General features: G+C 38.4%; 19 protein-coding genes. All 19 read left to right on the forward strand.

The window, feature by feature from the left end:
* The first annotated feature begins 232 nt into the window (after positions 1-232).
* The 19 genes from bglB to BANA01_RS17610 all read left to right on the forward strand — a co-directional run bounded on the left by bglB (position 233) and on the right by BANA01_RS17610 (position 23,922).
* The gene (gene bglB / locus BANA01_RS17520; RefSeq protein WP_063254139.1) at positions 233-1,318 is read left to right on the forward strand and encodes a beta-galactosidase BglB; all 1,086 of its coding nucleotides are present in this window, start codon (positions 233-235) and stop codon (positions 1,316-1,318) included.
* 41 nt (positions 1,319-1,359) lie between these two features.
* Positions 1,360-2,679: a Gfo/Idh/MocA family protein gene (locus tag BANA01_RS17525; protein WP_063254140.1), complete on the forward strand. Its 1,320-nt coding sequence runs from the start codon at positions 1,360-1,362 to the stop codon at positions 2,677-2,679.
* Between the two features lie 219 nt (positions 2,680-2,898).
* Positions 2,899-3,048, forward strand: a complete 150-nt coding sequence (locus BANA01_RS17530; protein WP_169803713.1) for a hypothetical protein — start codon at positions 2,899-2,901, stop codon at positions 3,046-3,048.
* A 73-nt stretch (positions 3,049-3,121) separates the two neighbouring features.
* Complete coding sequence (locus BANA01_RS17535) at positions 3,122-4,153, forward strand: glycoside hydrolase family 88/105 protein (RefSeq protein WP_063254142.1); 1,032 nt, start codon at positions 3,122-3,124, stop codon at positions 4,151-4,153.
* An 87-nt stretch (positions 4,154-4,240) separates the two neighbouring features.
* Positions 4,241-6,328 (forward strand): glycosyl hydrolase 115 family protein, encoded by a 2,088-nt coding sequence (locus BANA01_RS17540; protein ID WP_063254143.1) that lies wholly within the window; start codon positions 4,241-4,243, stop codon positions 6,326-6,328.
* Positions 6,325-7,008, forward strand: a complete 684-nt coding sequence (locus tag BANA01_RS17545) for a rhamnogalacturonan acetylesterase (RefSeq protein ID WP_063254144.1) — start codon at positions 6,325-6,327, stop codon at positions 7,006-7,008. The genes BANA01_RS17540 and BANA01_RS17545 overlap by 4 nt, the downstream gene beginning before the upstream one ends.
* A gap of 29 nt (positions 7,009-7,037) precedes the next feature.
* Positions 7,038-9,020, forward strand: a complete 1,983-nt coding sequence (locus tag BANA01_RS17550) for a beta-galactosidase (protein ID WP_063254145.1) — start codon at positions 7,038-7,040, stop codon at positions 9,018-9,020.
* Positions 9,021-9,031: 11 nt separating this feature from the next.
* A complete protein-coding gene (gene rhaM, locus BANA01_RS17555; protein WP_063254146.1) occupies positions 9,032-9,346 on the forward strand; it encodes an L-rhamnose mutarotase in 315 nt (104 codons plus the stop codon).
* 131 nt (positions 9,347-9,477) lie between these two features.
* Complete coding sequence (locus BANA01_RS17560; protein WP_063254147.1) at positions 9,478-11,220, forward strand: ABC transporter ATP-binding protein; 1,743 nt, start codon at positions 9,478-9,480, stop codon at positions 11,218-11,220.
* 6 nt (positions 11,221-11,226) lie between these two features.
* Entirely contained in the window at positions 11,227-13,008 is a 1,782-nt protein-coding gene (locus BANA01_RS17565) for an ABC transporter ATP-binding protein (RefSeq protein ID WP_063254148.1), read from the forward strand.
* A 168-nt stretch (positions 13,009-13,176) separates the two neighbouring features.
* Positions 13,177-15,006 (forward strand): sensor histidine kinase, encoded by a 1,830-nt coding sequence (locus BANA01_RS17570; protein ID WP_082799574.1) that lies wholly within the window; start codon positions 13,177-13,179, stop codon positions 15,004-15,006.
* Positions 14,999-16,558: a response regulator transcription factor gene (locus BANA01_RS17575; RefSeq protein ID WP_063254150.1), complete on the forward strand. Its 1,560-nt coding sequence runs from the start codon at positions 14,999-15,001 to the stop codon at positions 16,556-16,558. The genes BANA01_RS17570 and BANA01_RS17575 overlap by 8 nt, the downstream gene beginning before the upstream one ends.
* A 22-nt stretch (positions 16,559-16,580) precedes the next feature.
* Positions 16,581-17,876: an ABC transporter substrate-binding protein gene (locus BANA01_RS17580; RefSeq protein ID WP_063254151.1), complete on the forward strand. Its 1,296-nt coding sequence runs from the start codon at positions 16,581-16,583 to the stop codon at positions 17,874-17,876.
* 187 nt (positions 17,877-18,063) lie between these two features.
* On the forward strand, positions 18,064-19,368 hold the full coding sequence (locus BANA01_RS17585) for an ABC transporter substrate-binding protein (protein ID WP_063254152.1): 1,305 nt from the start codon (positions 18,064-18,066) through the stop codon (positions 19,366-19,368).
* Positions 19,369-19,469: 101 nt separating this feature from the next.
* Positions 19,470-20,414 (forward strand): carbohydrate ABC transporter permease, encoded by a 945-nt coding sequence (locus BANA01_RS17590; protein WP_063254164.1) that lies wholly within the window; start codon positions 19,470-19,472, stop codon positions 20,412-20,414.
* A 2-nt stretch (positions 20,415-20,416) separates the two neighbouring features.
* Positions 20,417-21,262 (forward strand): carbohydrate ABC transporter permease, encoded by an 846-nt coding sequence (locus BANA01_RS17595; protein ID WP_063254153.1) that lies wholly within the window; start codon positions 20,417-20,419, stop codon positions 21,260-21,262.
* 114 nt (positions 21,263-21,376) lie between these two features.
* Positions 21,377-22,018, forward strand: a complete 642-nt coding sequence (locus BANA01_RS17600; protein WP_063254154.1) for a YesL family protein — start codon at positions 21,377-21,379, stop codon at positions 22,016-22,018.
* A gap of 612 nt (positions 22,019-22,630) precedes the next feature.
* On the forward strand, positions 22,631-23,362 hold the full coding sequence (locus tag BANA01_RS30775) for a CAP domain-containing protein (RefSeq protein WP_082799575.1): 732 nt from the start codon (positions 22,631-22,633) through the stop codon (positions 23,360-23,362).
* Positions 23,363-23,553: 191 nt separating this feature from the next.
* Positions 23,554-23,922 carry a hypothetical protein gene (locus BANA01_RS17610; protein ID WP_063254155.1) on the forward strand — a complete coding sequence of 123 codons (369 nt, stop codon included), beginning with the start codon at positions 23,554-23,556 and terminating at the stop codon, positions 23,920-23,922.
* Positions 23,923-23,972: the final 50 nt, after the last annotated feature.

Here is a 23,972-nt window from a genome sequence, read left to right on the forward strand (position 1 = left end):
AAAAAACAGTGCTATCTAGTAACAAAAATTGCAGTTTAAGTCTATTAACACAGCCCAAAAGACCTATTACTCTGCTATTACGATGAGAATCAGCTCAAAAATAACGAAATCACTGTTTTTTAATAAATAAAAACTGAATTTTAAATTAAATCCTAAAAATAGTTGAAATATAATGAAACAGTATATACTAGGAATCTTTTAAAATGTGTTAGCCGCGAGGAGGAAATCATAGATGCATAGACAAGAAATCGAACAGAAAATTGAGCTCCTAATTGATAACTTAATAAACCTAAATGATCCAGATGGGAAATATGCGATCCCCCTTGCAGATGGAAGGAAAATTGATAATAAGAGTTTTAACTATTGGGAATGGACAGCGGGTGTCGGCCTTTATGGAATGATGAAATATTATAAATTAACCAAAAAGGAAGAAGTATTAAAGATTATTGTCAAATGGTTTGATGATCAATTTAAAGAACCTCCTGTCGAAAAAAATGTTAACACGATGGTACAAATGTTAACGCTTGCATATTTGTATGAAGAAACAGGGAATCCCACCTACCTTCCATATTTAGAAACCTGGGGTGACTGGCTGTATCACGATATGCCAAGAACCAAGGATGGCGGAATCCAGCATGTTGTTTTTGGAAATGAAAATTACCAGCAATTATGGGATGACACCTTAATGATGAGTGTTCTGCCATTAACGAAAATTGGTTTATTACTAAATAAGCCGAAATATGTGGAAGAGGCAAAGAAGCAATTTTTAATACATATTAAATATTTATTTGATAAGAAAACTGGATTGTGGTTCCATGGGTGGACGTTTGAAGGAAATCATAACTTTGCGGAAGCGTTGTGGGGACGCGGGAACTCATGGATTACGATTGCCATCCCTGAATTTTTAGATTTAGTAGAACTTCCGGAGAATGACCCGGTGCGACAAGTGTTGATCGATACTCTCGAAAGACAATTAGAAGCATTGGTCTCATGCCAAAATGAAAACGGTTTATGGCATACCCTGCTGCTCGATCCAACCTCCTATGTGGAGGCATCCTGTACAGCTGGTTTTGCTTTTGGAACATTAAGAGCAGTTCGTAAACGCTATGTGGAAAAGAAATACAGTGATATGGGCTTAAAGGCGATACAGGCGGTGATTGAAAATATTAATGAAACTGGTGAACTACAGCTTGTTTCTGCTGGAACAGCGATGGGGGAAACACAAGAATTTTACAAACAAATTCCTGTCACAGCTATGCCGTATGGACAATCAATGGCGATACTCTCATTAGTCGAGTACTTATATCACAGAATATAAGAATATCTTATAAAAAAGAGAGCAGTAATGGGGGGAAGACAATGAATAAAATAGTTGTTTGTGGATTAAGTAATCGAGCATTAGGAATGTTTATTCATTCTATTGTGAATCAATTTGGTTCCCATAACCAAATTGTAGGTGTCCTAGACAGCGATTCAAGGAGAATTGAAATTTGTAAGGATAGTTTCGAAGAATTAAAGTCTGTTCCCGCATATCATCCAGACCAGTTTCAGCAAATGATTGATGAGACAAATCCTGATACCGTGATTGTGACAAGCCGAGACGATACGCATGTCGATTATATATTACTAGGATTAGAGAATGACTTAACTGTAATAACAGAAAAACCAATGGTGACAAAAGCAGATGATGCTAGAAGAGTAGTAGAAGCAGAAAAGAATAGTAAGGGAAAAGTAATTGTCGCCTTTAACTATCGTTATAATCCGTTTCACCGAAAAATAAAAGAACTGATACTAGAAGGGAAAATTGGCAGAGTCACGTCGGTTGATTTGAATTGGTATATTGATACCTTTCATGGCGCCAGCTACTTTAAACGGTGGAACCGCAACCGGAATTTTTCAGGCGGATTATCAATTCATAAGTCGACACACCATTTTGACCTAGTCAATTGGTGGATCGATCAGAATCCTGAAGAAGTGTTTGCCTATGGAGCCTTAAATTACTTCGGTAAAGACGGGGAATTTAATCCAAGCCCAAATGACAATCGTTATTGTAGTACATGCGATGAGAAGCTATCATGTGCATACTATATGCGCTGGTCGAACCGCAGAAATAATTTAGCCGTTAAAGATGACCACATTAAAGCGGATAGCATAGAAAAGTCAGCTCAAAATTATACCCATTATCGTCCTGATTCTTGTATCTTTGACCACGAAATTGAAATCGAAGATACGTATGTAGCGACTGTTAAATATGATAAAGGTGCATTCTTAAGCTATTCCGTGAATTTTTCACTTCCATATGAAGGCTATCGTTTAGCCATCAACGGAACGAAAGGAAGAATTGAAACCACTGAATTTCACGAACCTAGCCGAATTCCATTTTCTGTTCCAGAACAAACCATTGAGTTCTTTCCGTTGTTTGGCGGGGCAAAAGAGACCATTCAAGTTCTCCAAACTGGAGGGGGACACGGAGGCGGCGACCCTGTGTTGTTAGAGGACCTTTTCATGGGAGTCGATCAGACACGCTCTTACTCCATTTTAGCAGGTGCAGAGGCAGGAGCATACTCCATTGCAGTAGGTGAGGGTGTATGGCGTTCTGTTAAAGAAAATAAGCCAATGAAGATCAAGGAATTATTGAAAAGTAACGTAGATTTTTCTATGCAAAAGGCTGTTTTTTGAGTTTGGTTACCTTTGAAGGAGAGAAATAAAGATAGCGGGAATCAAAGAGTCGTATTGGTTACCGTTGGAGCAGGAAAATCAAGATAGCGGGACCAAAGAGTCGTATTGGTTACCGTTGGAGCAGAAAAATCAAGAAAGCGGGAATTAAAGAGTCGTATTGGTTACCGTTGAAGCAGAGAAATCAAGAAAGTGGGAACCAAAGTTGCGTATTGGTTACCGTTGAAGCAGGAAAATCAAGATAGCGGGAACCAAAGAGTCGTATTGGTTACCGTTGGAGCAGAGAAATCAAGAAAGCGGGAATCAAAGAGTCGTATTGATTACCGTTCAAGCAGAAAAATCAAAGTAGCGGGAATCAAAGAGGCGTTTTGATCACCGTTCAAGCAGGAAATCAAGATAGCGGGAAACATAGGAGCCTATTAGTTCCAGATAAAGGAGGATAAACATGACACAATTAGTACTTCAGGAAACCAAGATTTCTCAAGCAATTGATCGGGTTGTTGAGCGAACGTTTAACATGGATTTCGGTTGGGATTGGCCAGGTGGAGTTGCCTTTTTCGGTGTGGCTGAAGCTTTTGAAGCAACCGGTGAAGAGAAATATCTACAAGCGATAAAGGCTTGGGTTGATTCAGAATTAGAAGATGGGCTGCCTCGGTTAACGGTAAATGCTTCTTCCATCGGTCACGTACTATTAACACTATACAAAGCGACAAATGAAGAAAAGTATATAGAGACCGCCGTTAAAATGGCAGATTATCTGCTTCATGATGCCGAGCGATTTGCCGATGGTGTTCTGCAGCATACCGTAAACGGCGATAAATATCAATTCCCTGAGCAGGCATGGGTCGATACCATGTTTATGGCAGGGTATTTCTTACTGAGAATCGGGAACCTGTTAGACCGGGAAGATTACTTCAACTTTGGATTAAAGCAATATCATGGACATGAAGAGTTTCTCCAGGATGATAGAACAAACCTCTATTATCATGGCTGGGATAACCTTGCGCAAAATCATATGTCAGGAATTTTTTGGGCAAGAGGAAACAGCTGGGCGGCGTACACTATGGCACGGGCACTTGAACTAATTGAGGTTCAGCACCCTTCGTTTATGATTATTCAAGGATCCTTACGTGATCAATTAAGTGCTTTGGTTCGCTTGCAATCGGAAACAGGACTTTGGCATACAATCTTAGACGACCCTGATTCTTATCTTGAAACTTCAGGTTCAGCTGGAATTGCCGCAGCACTGTTAACAAGCGGCAAATTATATAACAAATATATACAAAGATCAGTCGAAGGAATCCTTGCTCAAATAAGAGAAGACGGTTCGGTTATGGGAGTATCTGCAGGAACGGCTGTCATGTTTGATGCGGATGGTTATAGAGAAGTGCCTTATAAACGAGTACAAGGATGGGGACAAGGGCTTGTCTTAGCCTTTTTATCACTACTATTAAAAAGAGAAAATAAGAGTTTGTAAATAAAATAACCTGTGGAATGCGGCAACCATCCACAGGTTATTTTGAATAATAGACTTATTATTTACTAAGGTAAAAGGAGGGGGAATATGCAGTCTTCCTATGTTGTGATTGATGGTAATTCTATTATATCCGTACCAGAAAATATACCAACTTCTGTCAAGCATGCTGTGGATATGATCATGAGAGATCATACCAACGTATTCGGAAAACCGCCAAGACTGGAAACATCCTTGAACGAAAAAGCCGATTTGGTAATTAGATATGCATTAACTGACAAAGAATGTCCCGTAAGACCTGAAGCTTATAGCTATCGCTTTGTAGAAACTAATGGAAAATGGTCATTCCATATTATCGGTTATGATGATTTAGGAATTATTTATGGTTTGCTTGAATATAGCCGTCAATATTTGGAGGTAGACCCTTTTTGGTATTGGGGCGATATTCCTGTTAAACAAAAGACGAACGTACATATATCAGCAAACGATTTCAATTCACCTGAAAAAACGGTAAGGTACCGCGGCTGGTTTGTAAATGATGAGGTCTGCCTCCTTGGATGGAAGGAAGAATACCCGCCATCAAAAGAAATATGGTTTCCTGTTTTCGAAGCTTTATTACGATGCGGGGGAAACATGGTTATCCCTGGCACCGATCTTCCTAAGCATGGGATTCATGCAGATTTAGCATCTGAAATGGGGTTGTGGGTTACTCACCATCACGCTGAACCGTTAGGTGCTGAAATGTTTTTAAGGGCATTTCCAGGTAAAACACCTAGCTATAAGGAACATCCAGAATTATTTGAGTCCTTATGGGAGGAAGCTATTCAAAAACAAAAAAATCAGAAAATAGTGTGGGTCCTTTCGTTCCGCGGGCAGGGAGATGCCCCGTTTTGGCATTATGATCCTCAATTTGATACACCAGAAAAAAGAGGTGCCATGATTTCCAAGGTCATCCATAGGCAATATGAAATGATAAAAGAATCAGTAGACCATCCTATCTGCTCCATGGCTTTATATGGAGAAATCTCCGAACTTTACAAAGCAGGTCATATACAGGTTCCTGAGAATGTTATAAAAATATGGGCAGATAACGGTTATGGCAAGATGGTGTCTAGGAGACAGGGAAATGAAAATTACCGGATTCCTTCTCTTCCAGCCGCTGGTGACAGCGGGGAACATGGAATTTATTATCATATCACTTTCCATGACCTACAGGCTTCTAATCATTTAACCATGTTTACGTCTCCGCCGGAGATGTTAAAAGAAGAGCTGGAAAAGGCGTTTGAAGCAGGTGCATGTTCCTACCTGCTGCTTAATAGCGGTAATATCCGCATGCATCTTTACCCGCTGGATATTGTCAGTCATTTATGGAATAACGGTAAAATTGATATTCAAGAACACCTAATGGCATTTATTGAGCGTCTATATAAAAAGAATACGAGGGAAATTGCCCAGCTCTATAGAAGTTATTTTGAAAAGAGTATTTCCTATGGTCCTAATCGAGATGACAAAGCTGGAGACGAGTTTTACCACCATCCAGCAAGAAAGATGTTGGGCCATTGGCTTCAAGGAAAAACAGATTTTCCGCTGGAAAAATTGTATTGGGCTACGGGTGAAATTTCTTTTATCGATCAAGTGAACTGGTTTATGGGAAAATGTCAGAGTGGTTTAACCGGCTGGGAAGAGTTTTTACAACAGTGCAGGGACCTTTCTTTACAGTTACTAGAAGAAGACCGACAGCGTTTTGATGATCAGCTTTTAATGCAAGGTGAATTACATGCCTCCGGTTGTAAAGGGTTTATTTCTCTTTGTAACGCCTATCTTTCTTTTACCCAAAAAAATTATCCACTTGCTTTTGTCCATGCCTCTAAATCCATTGATTATTACAAGGAATCTAAGCGATCTTTAAAACGGGCAGAACATGGGAAGTGGGAACATTTTTATCGGGGAGATTGGTTAACCAACATAGACAGTACCATTTATTCGCTGGAAGCATTGCGGAGGTTCCTACGGATGCAGGGGGACTGTCCTGATTTCTTCCTTTGGTACAAAGAATACCTGATGCCGGAAACGGAAAAATATATTTATTTGGAGAATACTCACCGAAATCCGTTGTCAGATGATGAATTAGCCAAAAGGCTGGCAGAGAAATTCTTCGCAAAGGAGGAAAATAGATGAAAAATAATGAAAGTAAACCCATCCATATTTTCTTAGCAGGGGATTCAACCGTGGCGAGCTGTCCACGTAATGAGGCACCGATGGCGGGCTGGGGACAATTGTTCCAATCCTTTTTTTCTGAGGAAGTAAAAGTTCTTAATATCGCCAAGGGTGGAGCAAGTACCAATACCTTTATTGAAATAGGGTATTTAGATATCATTCTTGAGTTCATCGGTCCCAACGATTTCCTGTTTATTCAATTTGGTCATAATGACCAAAAATCATTCGGTACGGAACCATTTACAACCTACGAGTCGTATCTGACGGAATATGTTAATGGGGCCAGAGAGAAAGGGGCAATCCCGATCTTAGTTACTTCTGTACATCGAAGAAATTTTGATGAACAGGGAAAAATAGTCAATACGCTAGGGGACTATCCTACGTCGATGATACAGCTGGCTCAGATATTAGATGTCCAGCTGATCAATCTTTTGGAAAAAACAGAAAGGCTTTATGAAACGTTAGGTGTTGAAGGGTCAAGGAAATTGTTTACGCAATTCGCCGCCAATGAACATCCAAATTACCCGAATGGTATCGAGGATAATACACACTTTTGCGAACATGGTGCACTGGAAGTTGGAAAGCTAGTAATTGAGGGAATTAAGGAACTCCAGCTGCCAATAGTGCCTTATATAAAATAATAGATTGATAGTCTGACGAGGTGATAAATATGGGTAAAAAGTTATATCATGGAGCTGCCTATTATCCGGAGCTATGGGACGAAAAGGTGATCGAAGAAGATATTAAATTAATGAAGGAAACCGGAATAAATGTGGTTAGAATCGGTGAATTTGCATGGCACACAATGGAGCCGGAAGAGAATAAGTTTGATTATAGCTTTTTTGTTACCACTATAGAAAAGCTCTATGAAAATGGCATTGAAACGGTCATGTGTACGCCGACGCCCACCCCTCCAATTTGGTTCAGTGATGGACATCCCGAGCGAATGTATGTTGATCGGGATGGAAAGGTAATGGGACATGGTTCCAGGCAGCATGCTTGTACCAACAATCCTTATTTTAGAGAAAGAGCCGCACTGATTACTGAAAATCTAGCCAAAGCAGTTGGCGGCTTGACAGGAGTGATAGGCTGGCAGATTGATAATGAGTTCAAATGTCATGTCAGCGAATGTATGTGTAACACCTGCAAAAAACAATGGCATGAGTGGTTAAAGAATCGTTATGAAACGGTAGAAAATTTAAATGACGCTTGGGGTACAAAAATTTGGAGTGAATATTATCATCGCTTTGAACAGGTACCGCAGCCAGGACCTGCACCGTTTTTACACAACTCATCATTAAGTACGATGTACCAAATCTTTTCAATGGAAAAAATAGCTGAGTTTTCCGATGATCAAGCAGAAATTATTAGAAAATATACAGCTGCGCCAATTACACATAATAGTTCTGTTTTTTTTAGTGTAGACAATGAGAGACTATTCAAAAACTTGGACTTTGCTTCGTTTGATACCTATGCCACCATTGATTACGTCGAAAATTATTTAATTAACAACGATTTGTGGAGAAACTTCAAAAAAGGCAGAAATTACTGGGTGATGGAGACGAGTCCATCCTATGCAGCTTCATTAGAAAGTTATGCAAGTCCTCATCCAAATGGATATTTAAAAGTAGAAGCGGCAGCCGCCTACGCATTAGGTGCAGAAGCGTTTTGTTATTGGTTATGGAGACAGCAGCGTGCGGGCTGTGAACAGCCTCATGGATCTGTGATTAGTGCATGGGGGAAACCTACAGTTGGTTATGCGAATGTGTTAGAAGTAGAAGCGATGAGAAAGGAAATAGAAGAGATTATCACTTCGACTCAACCATCTCAGGCGGAATTGGCGATTACCTATTCTGACCGAGGCAAGGCATTTTTAAAAACCGAACCTCACCGTGATTTAAATCATCGAACATTAATGACTGATTTTTATAAACGTATCGTATCAATGGGGATTCACCGTGATGTCATTCCAGAAGGAGCAAGCCTAAACGGGTATAAGCTATTGTTCACACCGTTTATTCACTATTTATCTTCTGAGTATCTCGCACGTGCGAAGCAGTTTGTGGAAAATGGCGGCATTTGGATTGCCGGACCATTAACAGGCGGGCGAACCGGACACCATACGGTGCATACAGATAGGGCATTAGGGAAGCTGGAGAAACTTGCAGGTGTTGAAGTGCTCTACACTTACCCAATGGATGGAACAGGAACGATTGGGCATGCGTTTGGTACTTCTGCGCCATTAGGATTATGGAGCTCCGTTTTTGAAGCAGATGCCAATAGTGCTGTTGGAACTATTGAAGAGGGTCTTTCTAAAGGCAAAGCCTTTATCACAGAAACAAGGCTGGGGGAAGGCAAAATTGTCATGTTGGGCTCATTGCCAGTAGAGGGAGCTGGAGACCTCCTGCTGCAGAAACTTGTTGACCACTATTCACAAGAAGCAGGTATTACATTGAGAACTGATGTATCTAAAGGTACTATAGTGGCTCCAAGACATGGTGAGGATTACACCGTTTGGTTTATTATCAACATGGACGGCAATGGCGGCTCCGTCACGATCCCACAAGCAGGCATAGACTTGCAGACCAATAGAGCAATAGAACCGGGTAAACTTATACTAGGGAGATTTGAATATAAAATGATTAAATTTTAGGAGGATTTACGATGATCCGAAAAGCATCTATCATGAAATTGTTTCCCGGATTCCAAGAGGAATATAAAAAACGCCATGACGAGTTATGGCCCGAAATGGCAACAGAACTAAAGAAACACGGCGCTCATCATTATTCAATTTTCCTAGACGAAAAGACCAATACCCTTTTCGCGTATGTTGAAATTGAGAGCGAAGAAAAGTGGAGTAAAATGGCCGAAACGGAGATTTGTCAAAAGTGGTGGGCGTATATGAAGGATATTATGGAAACAAATCCTGATAACAGCCCTGTTTCCACCGAACTAAAGCAAGTATTTTATTTAAATTAATAGTTGAATTCGGGACGGATAAAAAACCACCAAACTTTGGTGGTTTTTTTAAGAAAAGTACTTGTCTTTCTTGCATAACTAGCAGAGTTATTAAATAAGATTTATTTATGTTTCAAAGGAGGCGAGGTTGTATGCAGAGTTTGCGTTGGGCATGGAGTTATATTCGGAACCATAAATTCAGGCTATATAGTGGTTTGTTGTTGGCGCTAGCGGTTTCCGCTCTTAATATGGTAAATCCTTATCTAGCAGGAAAAATCGTCGATGATGTCATGTTCGCCGGAAATACAGGTTTGTTATGGCCATTGTTAGCAACCATGATTGGTATAACCGTTGTCAGGACCTGCGTTCGCTACGGATATCAGATCATGTTTGAAAAAATGTCCCAAAGCGTTATTTTTACCATGAGAGAAAACCTCTATAATCGTCTTCTTCAGTTGGATTTTTCTTTTTATAATCGTACCAAAACGGGAGATATCATGGCCCGAATGACAGGTGACATGGAAGCGATTCGGCATTTTACAGCATGGACCATTTATATGATTTTTGAAAATGCAACGATTTTAATTTTCGCTATTATCTTTATGTTTACGATTCATCCGCCATTAACGGTAGCCATTATAGCCATCGCACCGATTATCGGCTTTTTTGCCTACCGATTATCCCGTGACGTGAAGCCAACATTCACAGAAATCAGAAATCAGTTTGCCAGGCTAAATTCAGTGGTACAAGAAAATATCAGTGGAAATCGGGTAGTAAAAGCTTTTGCAAAAGAAAGCTATGAAATTGAAAAATTTTCAATCGAGAACGAAGCCTTTAAGGATCGAAATCTTCAATCGGCAAAAGTGTGGGAGAAAAATTTACCTGTTTTGGATTCACTTGCAGGTGTCTTAACGGTTGTGATGATCTTAGTCGGAGGTACGATGGTTATTTCCGGGTCACTTACCATTGGAGAACTCGTCGTTTTTAATTCCTTGATTTGGGCGCTGAATAATCCAATGCGGATGGCGGGCTGGCTAATTAATGATGTTCAAAGATTTATTGCGTCTGCTGAAAAAGTGGAGGATCTCCTTGAAACCAAATCACAAATCACTAATGGAGATGAACAAAATATTCAAGCTACTGTTGGAACAGTGGAGTTTAACAACGTTTATTTTAGCTATGGTGATGGCATGGTGTTAGAAGACCTTAGCTTTGTTGCTCAACCAGGGCAGACAGTAGGGATCATTGGACCAACAGGTTCGGGAAAGTCTACATTAGTGAATCTATTGAGCCGATTTTATGACTGTACCTGTGGTGATATAAAAGTAGGTGGAATCAATGTGAAGGAATGGGATATTCATAAATTAAGATCATCAATGGGAATGGTCATGCAGGATATTTTTCTTTTTTCCGATACGATTGAAGGGAACATCGCATATGGAAATCCAACTGCGACTTTGGAAGAGGTTTATGAAGCGGCCAGAAAAGCCGAGGCTCATGATTTTATTACTTCGATGCCAGAGGGCTATGACACGATTGTTGGTGAGAGGGGTGTAGGTCTATCAGGCGGTCAGAAACAGCGAATTGCTCTTGCTAGAGCGCTTCTTAAAGATCCAAACATCCTTATATTGGATGATACCACTTCAAGCGTGGATATGGAGACAGAAGAACGAATTCAACACACGTTACATTCCATTCAGGAAAATAAAACCTGTTTTATTATTGCGCATCGAATTTCCTCAGTGAAAGACGCAGATGTAATTCTCGTCATGGATGATGGAAGAATCATCGAGAGAGGCACCCATGAAGAGTTACTTTTGAAAAGAGGATACTATTACAACGTCTTTCAGAATCAGTATGGGAACTTTGACATTCACCTAATGGCAAGGAAGTGACAAACTTTGGCACGTAATAAATTTAATGTAGATGAAGAGCTGGAAACACCCTTTAATTTCGTTCATCTTAAAAGGTTACTAACCTATTTAAAACCTTATAAAACAAAGATTATGGTGACAGTTCTAATAATGCTGGCTGCCAGCGGGGCCAATTTAATTGGCCCATACTTAATCAAACAGGCAATTGACGAAGAAATTCCTAGTAAGGATGTTCAGGGTCTGGTCATACTTGGTGTTATTTATTTAGGTGCGTTAACGATTACTGGAATCTGTATGAAATACAGAATCAGAATGATGTCCCAAATTGGTCACAGTGTCATAAAAAATATCCGAAAAGATTTATTTACCCACTTACAAAAGCTCTCCTTTTCGTTTTTTGACAGCCGTCCGCATGGAAAAATTTTAGTCAGGGTTGTGAACTATGTTAATTCATTAAGTGACCTGCTTTCGAACGGCTTAATTAATTTGATTACCGATTTATTCAGCTTATTTGTCATCATCGGCTTTATGCTCGCGATTGATGTGAAGCTGACCATGTATGCAATGGCTGGTTTCCCGGTTCTTGCAGGGATTATTTTTATCATTAAAAACGCCCAGCGCAAGGCATGGCAAAATTTAAGTAATAAGCAATCGAATATGAATGCCTATATACATGAAAGCATTAATGGAATTAAAGTGACTCAAGCGTTTGTCCGGGAAGAAGAAAATAAAAAAATCTTCTATGGAGTATCAAATGGATACAGGGGTGCCTGGCTAAGAGCGGTCAAAATTCAGTTTTTACTTTGGCCGTCAATTGAGAATATATCTGTCCTAACGGTTTCACTTGTTTATGTCATAGGGATCAGCATGATTGGTGATGGAATCACAGTCGGCGCATTGGTTGCTTTTATCGGGTATATTTGGATGTTTTGGACACCGCTTGCGAACATTGGAAACTTTTATAATGCGATTATTAATGCATCTGCCTATCTGGAACGTATTTTTGAAATGATGGATGAAAAACCAACCATTTCAAGTGTCCCTGGAGCGAATGAACTGCCGCTGATAAAAGGAAAAGTAGAATTCGAGAATGTAGTCTTTGGATATGAAGAGAGTGAAAGGAATTTAGATTCTATCAATTTCAAGGCCAATCCGGGTGAATCCATTGCGATTGTAGGACCGACGGGATCTGGAAAAACCACCATTGTCAGTTTAATAAGTCGTTTTTATGACATTAATAGCGGGGCAATAAAAATTGATGATATCGATATAAAATCTGTAACCATTTCATCGCTGCGTAAACAAATGGGAGTGATGCTTCAGGATCCTTTTATTTTCTCGGGAACCATAATGGATAATATTCGCTACGGAAGGTTGGATGCAACTGACGAAGAAGTAATCGAAGCAGCAAAGGCAGTGCAAGCCCACCAATTTATTATGGGATTAAGGGATGGTTATCGTACCGAGGTAAATGAGAGGGGATCCGTTCTTTCGAATGGTCAAAGGCAGTTAATCTCTTTTGCCCGTGCACTACTAGCCGATCCTAAAATTCTAATTTTAGATGAGGCAACTTCTTCGATTGATACTGAGACGGAACTTGCTTTACAAAAGGGACTCGAGGCCCTGCTCTCGGGAAGAACTTCTTTTATTATCGCCCATCGTCTTTCAACCATTCAAAACGCTTCAAAGATCCTATTTATTGAGAAAGGTAAAATTATTGAAGAAGGAACACATGAAGAATTGATTCAACAGAGAGGTTATTATTGGAAATTATATACATCACATTATTCCTCACTGGACGCTGGATAAACGCACAGAAGCCCTCAACTTTTGAGGGCCATTTTTTTGAGATGAATACTAACCTTGTACGACATAAACAAACAAATACCACTAGGAAAAACACAGAGTAAATGTTAAAATCTAATTAATTTCACAGAAAATTTTTAGTAAAAAGAAAATAATTTTTACTTCCCACGAATGACTGCGCTTACAGCTACTATTGAAAATGGAGAAATAACCTCAATGAAGAAGATACTTGATAGAGTAAAGATGAAGTACAATAATTTACAAATTAAATACAAACTTTTTCTACTAGTATCCTGGATTATGATCATATCATTTTCTTTTACTTTTTTTGGATTACAGTATGCTTTTCAGATTTACGATGAACAGATTTATAGTAAGTCATCACAGGTTTTAAGTACTTCCTCAAATAGTATTGAGAGTGAATTGAAAAATTTAGAGGAACTTTCCTATAATATTCTGACCGATTCCCAAATCCAGCAATATTTATCATCAATCAGTGAAGATAGTACCGACTATGATAAATTTCGTATCCGAACGAACATGTTAGACAAGCTTTTAAGCTATGCAAACAAAGAAGAATATATCCAATCGATTAATTTAGTTGATGTAAATGGAGAAGAATATGTAGTCGGACCTAGGACAGTCAAACTTACCCCAGCGCAAAAAGCCGATATTACCAAGATGGCCATACATGCTAATGGCAGTAATGTTTGGTTGAATCCTGAGAAGAATGATTTTACATTTGCTACTGCCCGAGAAATCAGACAGTTTCGTAACTTAAGCTTTGACAATCTTGGTACACTCATCATCTATATTAATATGGACAAACTGGTTGCAAATATTTTAGAAGGCTCTAAAAAAATAGATGGGGAATTCTTAATTGTCAGGGACAGTAATATTCTTTTTCCTAAAGAAACGAAATCATTATTTAAAGAGGCAGCAATATCTTTAGATTCCCAAAAATCAGATTCAGGTTATCAAATAAAAAAAATCAACAATAAAAACTATTTCCTTGTTCACATAAAATCCACCTACTTTAATTGGGGTTACTTGAACCTTATTCCTTTTAATCAAATCTTTGAGAATATCAATATGGTAAAAACGATTTTGGTCATAATCTTTATCCTCATGTTTGTTGTTGTAACGATAGTTGGAATTCGATTTGCCAGAAACATTACAATTCCCTTGGAGAATCTGGTAGCTAGTATGCAGTATGTAAAAGTTGGGGATTTTAAGGAGGCAAGCAGGAAGGCATTGAAAACGCCAATAAACCAAGAGGATGAGGTTGGTAAACTTCAGCAGAATTTCCAGACAATGATCCAACAAATCGATGAACTTATTCATGAAAATTACTCTAAACAGCTTACGATAAAAGAGACAGAGTTCAAGGCACTGCAGGCCCAAATTAATCCTCACTTTTTATACAATACGTTAGAATCTATTAATTGGTTAGCAAAAGGAAACGGACAGACGCAAATTTCTAGAATGGTAGAAGCACTTGGATTTTTACTGCGCAATTCAATCAGTTTAAAACAACCCCTGATTACGATTGAAGAAGAGCTTAATGTTGTGGGAAATTATGTGATCATTCAAAAATATAGATTCGAAGAAAGATTGGATTTCCACATGGAGGTAGATTCTGATATTGGAGGTTTCTATATTCCGAAGCTTACGTTGCAGCCTCTAGTGGAAAATGCCATCCATTATGCACTGGAGCCGAAGATTGAACCTTGTAAAATTAGTGTTTATTCAATCGTTGAAAAAGATTATATTAAACTAATTGTTGAGGATGATGGACCCGGAATGGAGTCAGCCTTTATAGAAAAGTTAAAACGCGGAGAAGTAAAAACCAGAGGACAGGGTGTAGGCTTGTCGAATATTAATGACAGAATTAAATTGGCCTATGGAGAGAGATTTGGAGTAGAGATTGAAAGTGAACCGAATAAGGGGACGAAAGTGATCATTGTTTTACCTTTCGATAAGGGGGAGAACCATGTATAAGGTATTGCTAGTGGATGATGAACGGATCATTACAGAAGGGATGTCAAAGGTAATCAATTGGGGGTCAATCGGGACAAATTTAATTGGTACCGCAAAAAATGGGGTAGAGGCGTTTGGCATTATTGAACATCAGCAGCCAGACATCGTGATTAGTGATATTAAAATGCCTGGAATGAATGGTCTCGAGCTTGTTGCAAAGGTAAATAGCGTATTTCCCCATATACGATTTATCTTGTTATCAGGTTTCAGCGAATTTGATTTTGCTAAACAGGCGATGCAATACGGGGTGAAGCATTATCTTTTAAAACCCTGTAATGAGAATTCCATTATGGATGCGGTATCAGAAATCTGTGAGGATTTGAAACAAAACCAAATTCGGGAACAATTCATTCAAAAGATGAAAGGAACATTAGACAGTGTTCTGCCCTATGCTAAAGAACAACTGTTAAAAGAATTCATTACTAACCGTTACGAAAACAAAGATCTATTTTATTATCAAAAGCTTTTTAATATCGATTTACATACACCGAACGTTAGGCTGGTTTTATTTCAACTTGAAGGGAATTTTGAATTTGAGCATATGTTTGCCATAAAAAATATTGCTGAACATATTTTTGATTCTTATATTTTAAGTTGTATGGCAGGGGAAACAATATTGTTTCTTATCGAGGATGATTGCAGCTACTCAATACTACTCACTCAAATAGAGAAGATAAAAAAAACATTCTATCAATATTACCAACTAGATTCTACAGTCGCAATCAGTGATACAGGGAAATTAAGTACTGCGAATAAATTATACAGTGAAGCACTCGATTGTTTAGCTTATCGTTTTTATTTAGGAGAAGGCGGAGTTATCACTAAAAAAGATATTACCTATCAAAACCCATCAGAGGAATTAGAATTCTATTATAATGATCAAACCTTTTGCCGATTGGTGAAATCAGGCTCCTGGGTTGAAGTTAATTCGGAAATAGAAACATTTTTTAATCAGTTAATCGAGCTAAGGCTTGATATCAATATCACCAAGTCCTATGTAATCCAATTATTTAATGCGATGATTCGTCTATGTGAACCAAAAGCGATGAATATTTATTTAACAAAATTAAATCAACTCTTAGCAATTGACACGATTCAAAATTTGAAGGTGTTTTTTGAAAGCGTTGCCGAGGAAATCACCTTAACATTTTTTAATCAAAATAATAATAAGCATTCAACGATTATTAAGAAGGTTATTGAAACGATTGATAAATATATCAGCAATGAAAATTTATCACTGCATTGGGTTGCGAACGAGATGTTATATATGAATGCCGATTATCTTGGCAAACTTTTTAAAAAAGAAACAGGGGAAAAGTTTTCAAATTATATTACGAGATTAAGAATTGAATTAGCCATAAGTATGATAGAGAAAGAAAGTGATGTAAAAGTATTCGAGATTGCTGAAAAAATAGGTTATGGCGAAAACCCTCAATATTTCAGTCAGGTATTCAAAAAACATACAGGTTTTACTCCGTCAGAATACAAAAGAGAATCGTTACAAGGTTTGTGATAAATGTTTAAGGGGGAAAAAAATGAAAAAACTCTTGTTTTCTACTTTATCCCTAGTAATGGTACTTTTTGCTGGTGGATGTGGAGATTTCGATTTAGTAGATTCTGCCGAGAGTAAAGGGAAAGAAAAAATAACCATAAAAATTGCCTGGTGGGGCGAAAAACCCCGTCATGACTATACCTTGCAAGTAATCGAATTGTTTGAGGAAAAATATCCAACGATTAATGTAGAGCCGCTATATTCAAATTGGGATGATTACTGGAAACGATTAGCTCCGATGGCAGCCGGGAATCAACTTCCTGACGTTATCCAAATGGATATGCTTTATCTTAAAACATATAGTGAAAATTTCTTGCTTGAAGATTTAATACCATATGTGAATCAAGAGCTAATTAAGACAGACTCAATTAATCAGACGATCCTTTCAGGCGGGAAAATCAATAAGCATTTGTATGGCTTTCCTTTAGGGTTAAATGCCCCTGCAATTATTGTTGACCCCCATTTACTTTCTTCAGGAGCGGGTAATCAGCCAAAAGATAATTGGACTTGGAGTGATTTTGAAAAAATTGTTCTACAGGTTCATAAAGATAAGGGAATTTATGGTACGAACGGGATGAAGTCACCAGATGTATTTTTCTCGTATTACTTACGTACAAAAGGAATGGATTTATATAATAAATCTGGAACTGGATTAGGGTATGATGATGATCAATTATTTGTTGAGTATTTCGACATGCAATTGAGGCTCCTCGACCAAGGTGCCTTTCCAAGAGCAGATGTTACGGAACAGATTAAAGGTATCGAAGATGAATTGCTAGTAAAGCAGCAGTCAGCGATGCAATGGGTATATTCGAACCAATACATCGGTTTCTTGGAAGCGACAAACCGACAGCTCGAGCTTTTTCCTCCTCCAGGACCGGGACAGGATTTGGGTCTTACAGTAAAGCCTAGTATGCTTTTTTCGATGTCAAGAAGTTCAAAGCATAAAGAAGCTGCAGCTCAATTTATTAATTTCTTCATAAATGATATCGAGGCAAATAAAGTAATAAAAGGTGAACGAGGAGTGCCTGTTTCTGCAAAGGTTGCAGAGAAAATGAAACCAGATTTATCTGTTAATCAGAAAAAGGTATTCGACTATGTAAATAAAGTACAAAATAAAAACAATATCGTCGAAAAGGCAAATCCTCTTGGCAGTAATGAGGTTGTGAAACTATTACAAGATGTTTCCGAACAAATCTTGTTTAAGAAAATTACACCAACTGAGGGTGCGCAGCAATTTAGAATGGAAGCAAACAAAATCCTCACTACCAATAACTAATCTATATACAAAAGAAAGCTCTCTTAAAAACAAGCACGCACCTGCTTGTTTCAAGAGAGCTTTTTTAAATGTCTGATTTTTAAACAAACAAAGCGGAAAATTGGATTCAGACTATTTTGATTTCAATGCATAATTAAGAATGTAAACACTTACATAAAAGTGTGAAAAAAGAAGGGGGAAATAAAGAATGAAGAAATTTTTAACGCTATTGTTTTCTTTTGTTTTAGTTTTTACATTAGCAGCATGTAATAGCAGCAGTTCAACGGGCAGTGAAGAAACTAAACCTAAAGAAGACAAAAAAGATGAAAAAGTTACTCTTCGTATTGCTTGGTGGGGATCACAGCCGCGACATGATTATACACTTAAAATAATTGAAATGTATGAAGAAAAAAATCCAAATGTAAAAATCGAAGCAGAATATGCAGCATGGGATGATTACTGGAAAAAGCTAGCTCCACAGGCAGCAGCAAATGAGCTTCCTGATATCATTCAAATGGATCTATCTTACTTTTCACAGTACGCGCAAAACAACCAAATTGCTGATTTAACTCCATATTTGGATAAACAAATTAATACAAAAGATATTGCTGAAAATATCATCAATGGCGGTAAACTTGGCGACAAGCTTTTTGGAATTAACGCTGGTGTAAACGTTGTTGGTTTCCATCATGATCCAGCTGTACTTGCAAAAGCTGGTGTAGATTCTATCCCTGAAAATTGGACATGGGACGATTACAAAGAAATCGCAGCAAAAGCAAAAGCTGCTGGCGTATTTATCGACACAGGAATGAAAGCAGATGTATTCTTCAACTATTTCTTAAGAACACAAGGAAAGTCACTTTATAGCAAAGATGGTGCTTCTCTAGGGTATAAAGATGATAAATTGTTCGAAGAATTCTTCAATATGACAGCTGGATTAGTAAAAGATAAAGCGGTTCCAACACCTGACTTCTTAGCCCAGTTGAAAGGGATTGAAGATGATCCTGTCGTAACTCAAAATGCAATTGGTATTTGGCAATGGTCTAACCAGTTTGTAGGTCTTCAACAAGTTGCGAATAGAGAACTTGCTATTGCTCCAATGCCAGGTCCTGACAGCGAAAAAGGTTTATATTTAAAACCGAGTATGTTCTGGTCAGTTGGCAACAATTCAAAGCATAAAGAAGAGGCTGCAAAGTTTATCGATTTCATGATCAATGATATCGAAGCAAACAAATTAAATCTTGGTGACCGTGGTGTTCCTGGTTCTTCCGTTGTAAAAGAAGCATTGAAGCCACTGCTTTCACCAGCACAAGTCCAAGTTTTTGATTATGTGGATTGGGCAGAAGGAAATAGCTCTGAATTCGATGGTCCAGACCCAGTTGGTGCCGGCCAAGTAATTGAAACGCTTGATAGTTTAGCTGAACAAATGGCTTATGGAAATCTATCTGTGAAAGATGCTGCTAAACAGTTTAGACAACAAGCTGAAAGTGTCTTAGCACAAAACAAAAAATAATTTCCACTTCGATAGCTGATCACATCAACGATCAGCTATCGTCCTTTCATCTTAGGAAAGAGTCCAAAGAAAGAGGAGATGAATAAATGAATACACGTGTGATGAAGGAAAATATACAAGCAGATGTCACGATCACTTCTATCAGCAAGCGTTCCCGTATTATTAAGGAAAACCTGACAGGCTATGCGTTTATCAGTCCGTTTATTATTGGATTTCTAGCTTTTACATTCATTCCTATACTGGCATCTTTATATTTATCTTTTACAAATTATAATCTGTTTGCAAGCCCAACATGGATAGGCATGGATAACTACATAAAAATGTTTACAGCCGATCCCCGTTATTGGCAGTCTTTAAAAGTTACATTGATTTATGTGTTGGCCGGTGTTCCTTTAAGACTCGCCTTCGCTTTATTAATTGCCTTAATGTTAAATACAGCTTCAAGGGCTGTAGGACTGTACCGCTCTTTGTTCTATTTACCTTCTTTGATTGGCGGCAGCGTTGCCGTTGCGATTATGTGGCGAAATGTTTTTGGTGATTTAGGGATTGTTAATATTGTTCTTGATGTACTAGGACTTTCAACTGTCAGATGGTTTGGTAACCCTACGGCAGCATTGTGGATGCTGATTTTCTTATCCGTATGGCAATTTGGTTCTTCCATGCTGATCTTCTTAGCTGGATTAAAAGGTATTCCAAAAAGTTATTACGAAGCAGCAAGTGTTGACGGTGCAAACGGAATTCAAAAGTTCTTCAAAATTACTCTGCCAATGCTTAGTCCTGTCATTCTATTCAATACTGTAATGCAGACGATCGCAGCCTTTATGACATTCGTACCTGCCTTTATTATTTCAAAGGGTACAGGCGGTCCGTTAGACGGAACTCTACTTTATTCTTTATATCTATTCATACAAGGCTTTGAGTTCTTCAACATGGGGTATGCTTCAGCAATGGCTTGGATTATGCTGATTATTGTCGGAATATTAACGGCCATTATTTTTACTACATCGAAATATTGGGTTCACTATGAATCGGAAGGAGGCAGATAACAATGGCAGTAAAATTAAAATCACCAAGATGGTGGATCTATCATATACTTGTCGGCGGCTTTGCGATTTTGATGCTTTACCCAGTTATTTGGCTCTTAATGAGTTCATTTAAACCTAGTGATACCATTTTTGTCACGGCAAAATCACTTATCCCAGATCCATGGATTTGGACGAACTTTGTAGACGGTTGGAAAGGGATTGGCGGTAATACATTTGGTGTCTTCATTAAAAATACAGCCATTCTAGTTGTTATTACTTTAATCGGACAGGTAATCTCATCGGCAGTTATTGCTTTTGGGTTCGCACGTCTTGAGTTTAAAGGAAAAGCCTTTTGGTTTGGAATTATGATGGTTACCTTAATGCTTCCGCATGATGTAGTAATGGTACCTCAATATATAATTTTCTCAAAACTTGATTGGCTCAACTCTATAAAACCACTTGCAATTCCAGCCTATTTTGGACATCCGTTCTTCATCTTCCTATTAGTCCAGTTTATTCGGACCATTCCAAGGGAACTCGATGAAGCCGCGATTATTGATGGCTGTGGAACTTTCAAGATTTTCACCAAAATTATTTTGCCATTAATTAGACCAGCATTAGCTACGGCTGCAATATTCTCATTTTATTGGACATGGGAGTCATTATTAGGACCGGTTCTTTATTTAAATAGTCCAACCAAATACACAGTTTCAATGGCGTTAAATATGTTCTTGAGTAATGAGACAGTATCCAACTGGGGTGCAATGTTTGCGATGTCAGTTGTTACACTAATACCTGTATTCGTGATCTTTTTCCTCTTTCAGCGTCATGTGGTTGAAGGAATCAGTACGAGTGGGTTAAAGGGGTAACATGGTAAGGAATATCCCAACCTTTTAACTTTGCCACTTCGACCCCCTTAATGGAAGTGGCAAAGTAACAATGTTTTTAAAACGCAGGGTATAACGGTTCAAGGAGGATTACAAATGGACACTTCAGGATTTTTAGGCAGTTTTAATAAATTGCTTGAATGGATATCAAGACTAGCGTTTTTAAATTTACTATGGATTTCATTTTCGCTCCTAGGTCTCATCATCTTTGGTTTTTTTCCTGCAACAGTGGCGATGTTCGCAGTTGCTCGTAAATGGATGCTAGGAAACGATGAAATGTCTATTTTTAAGACTTTTTGGACTGCATATAAACGGGAATTTCTAAAGAGTAATCTACTCGGTGCGATGATTGTTGCCATTGGCTTAATCTTGTATATTGATTTTCAATTCATCCAACAGGCAACGAATCCATTCGTCTCTGTTCTTAATGTTCCATTATTTATTATCACACTGATTTTTATTTCAATGATGTTTTATGTCATTCCCATTTTTGTGCATTATGATATGAAAATCAGTCAGGTCATTAAAAACTCTTTCTTTGTAATGATTATGAATCCACTATCTACCTTTTATATGTTGATTGGCAGCTTCGGCATATTATTTGTATTATCCTATGCGCCGCCGATTTGTCTATTGTATAGCGGCAACCTGTTAGCACTATTTATTATGAAACCAGCGACCAATGCCTTTGAAAAAATTGATCAAAAATCACAGTTGTTCATTCAAGAAAATATATAGCAATAATTTGCCCCTTTAAATACAGAAAAATCCGTTTGGTTTCATTACCATACGGGTTTTTTTATGTAAAAACACACGATTTTTTCCATCAATATTTATTGAAAAATAATCAAAACTAAGAAGGCAAAAAAATAATTTTGCAAGGGGGTAATCAGTTTGATAAAAAAGCCTTTAGGCTTACTATTAACAGGTGTTTTGACATTCGGTCTAGCTGCGTGTAATAACAATAATAATGCAGCAGACGACGTACGTACAAGCAGGGCAGATCGAGACAATACGTTTTTAAATGTTGGGAATAACAGAGATGACGGTATTGACCATAATGGTCCTCTAACCGAGGATTACACCAATAATGATAATAATGATCCGGATTGGGATCGTAACACGAATTATCGGAACAACAATGACGGTTATATTACCAATGTAAATGATAATCGTACGAACAATCGAACCAACCGTACAAACAATCGAAACAACAATATGACCAATGTAAATAACGACCGTACGACAAATCGAAACATTTACACAAATAATGTACATTACAATCCATTAAGTCGTGGTATAGACCGTAATGTCACAAATGTACGCAATAACATTAACAATAACAACAATATGAACGATGGCCTGAATATTTCTGCTGATCGAACAACTTTAGACAGTAGAAGTTACCCTCATACAAAAGCGATATTAATCCAACACGCTCAGTATAGGTATATTCCGTTCGGGTCAGTCCAATGGTACCAATTTGGTGGCCAACAAGGAATGACTCCTGACCAACAGCAAGGACCGACAACACAAGCACCAACTCAACAGCAAGGACCAACAGCACAAGCACCAAATCAACAACAAGGACCAGCTGCACCAGCACCAGCACCGGCTACACCGGCACCAGCACCAGCTGCTCCGGCACCAAAACCAGCAGCACCAGCACCTAAGCCTGCGGCACCGGCACCAGCAACTGGTGACGTCAGTGCATACGTTCAACAGGTGATTGATTTAACGAATGCACAACGCAGTAAAAACGGTCTGCCAGCTTTACTACACGATACAAAACTAAGCGGCGTGGCACAAAAGAAATCTGTAGACATGGCTCAAAACAATTATTTTTCACATACTAGCCCAACCTATGGTTCTCCATTTGACATGATGAGGGACTTTGGCGTGACGTATAAATCGGCTGGAGAAAATATCGCCCAAGGACAACGTACACCTCAGGAAGTCGTAAATGCGTGGATGAACAGTGAAGGGCATAGAAAGAACATTTTAAGTGCTAACTTTACTCATATTGGAGTAGGGTACGAAAAGTCTGGTAACCACTGGACACAAATGTTTATTGGAAAATAATATCGACAAAAGCAAGGAATCCTAAAAAGGGTTCCTTGTTTTTCTGTAAAAGACAATTTAATGGCTATTCTCATTATTATTTGGTATTTAGCTAAGAGAATGAGACGGCGACTAAATGTGGAATATAATAGAGGGTTGAATTTCAACCCTAAGCAGGTCAAGAAAAGTCCTAAAAATGGAGGGATTTACGAATGCAAACAAGCCAACATTCCATCACTCATATCCAACAATGTCGTCAGCTGGCTCAGCAGTTAATTCAACAAACGCAAATGGCAAATCAGCAATATCAACAAATGCTTCAAAATGAGCAGCATAATGCACAGGTGCTTGAGCAGATGATCCAAAAAGAACGGTTGGCAGTTCAAACGATTCAACAAAGCCTCCAAGGACATGAATTGGCGATTCAGAGATGTCAGGAAGTTATCGCTCAATGTAATCAGCTGGAAAGGGAATTGTCAGGTCAGGCAGGTTCAGTTGGATTTCAACCTCAAACGTTTGTAAATCCATCCTTCCAATCACAGCCGATGCATAGCTTTCAACATCAGACATTTCGTCAATAGCTAAAACAAGAAGCGCGCTTAGGCGTGCTTCTTCTCAGATTGTCGAGAAA

The sequence above is a fragment of the Neobacillus niacini NBRC 15566 genome (assembly GCF_001591505.1).
Lineage (GTDB): Bacteria > Bacillota > Bacilli > Bacillales > Cytobacillaceae > Neobacillus > Neobacillus niacini.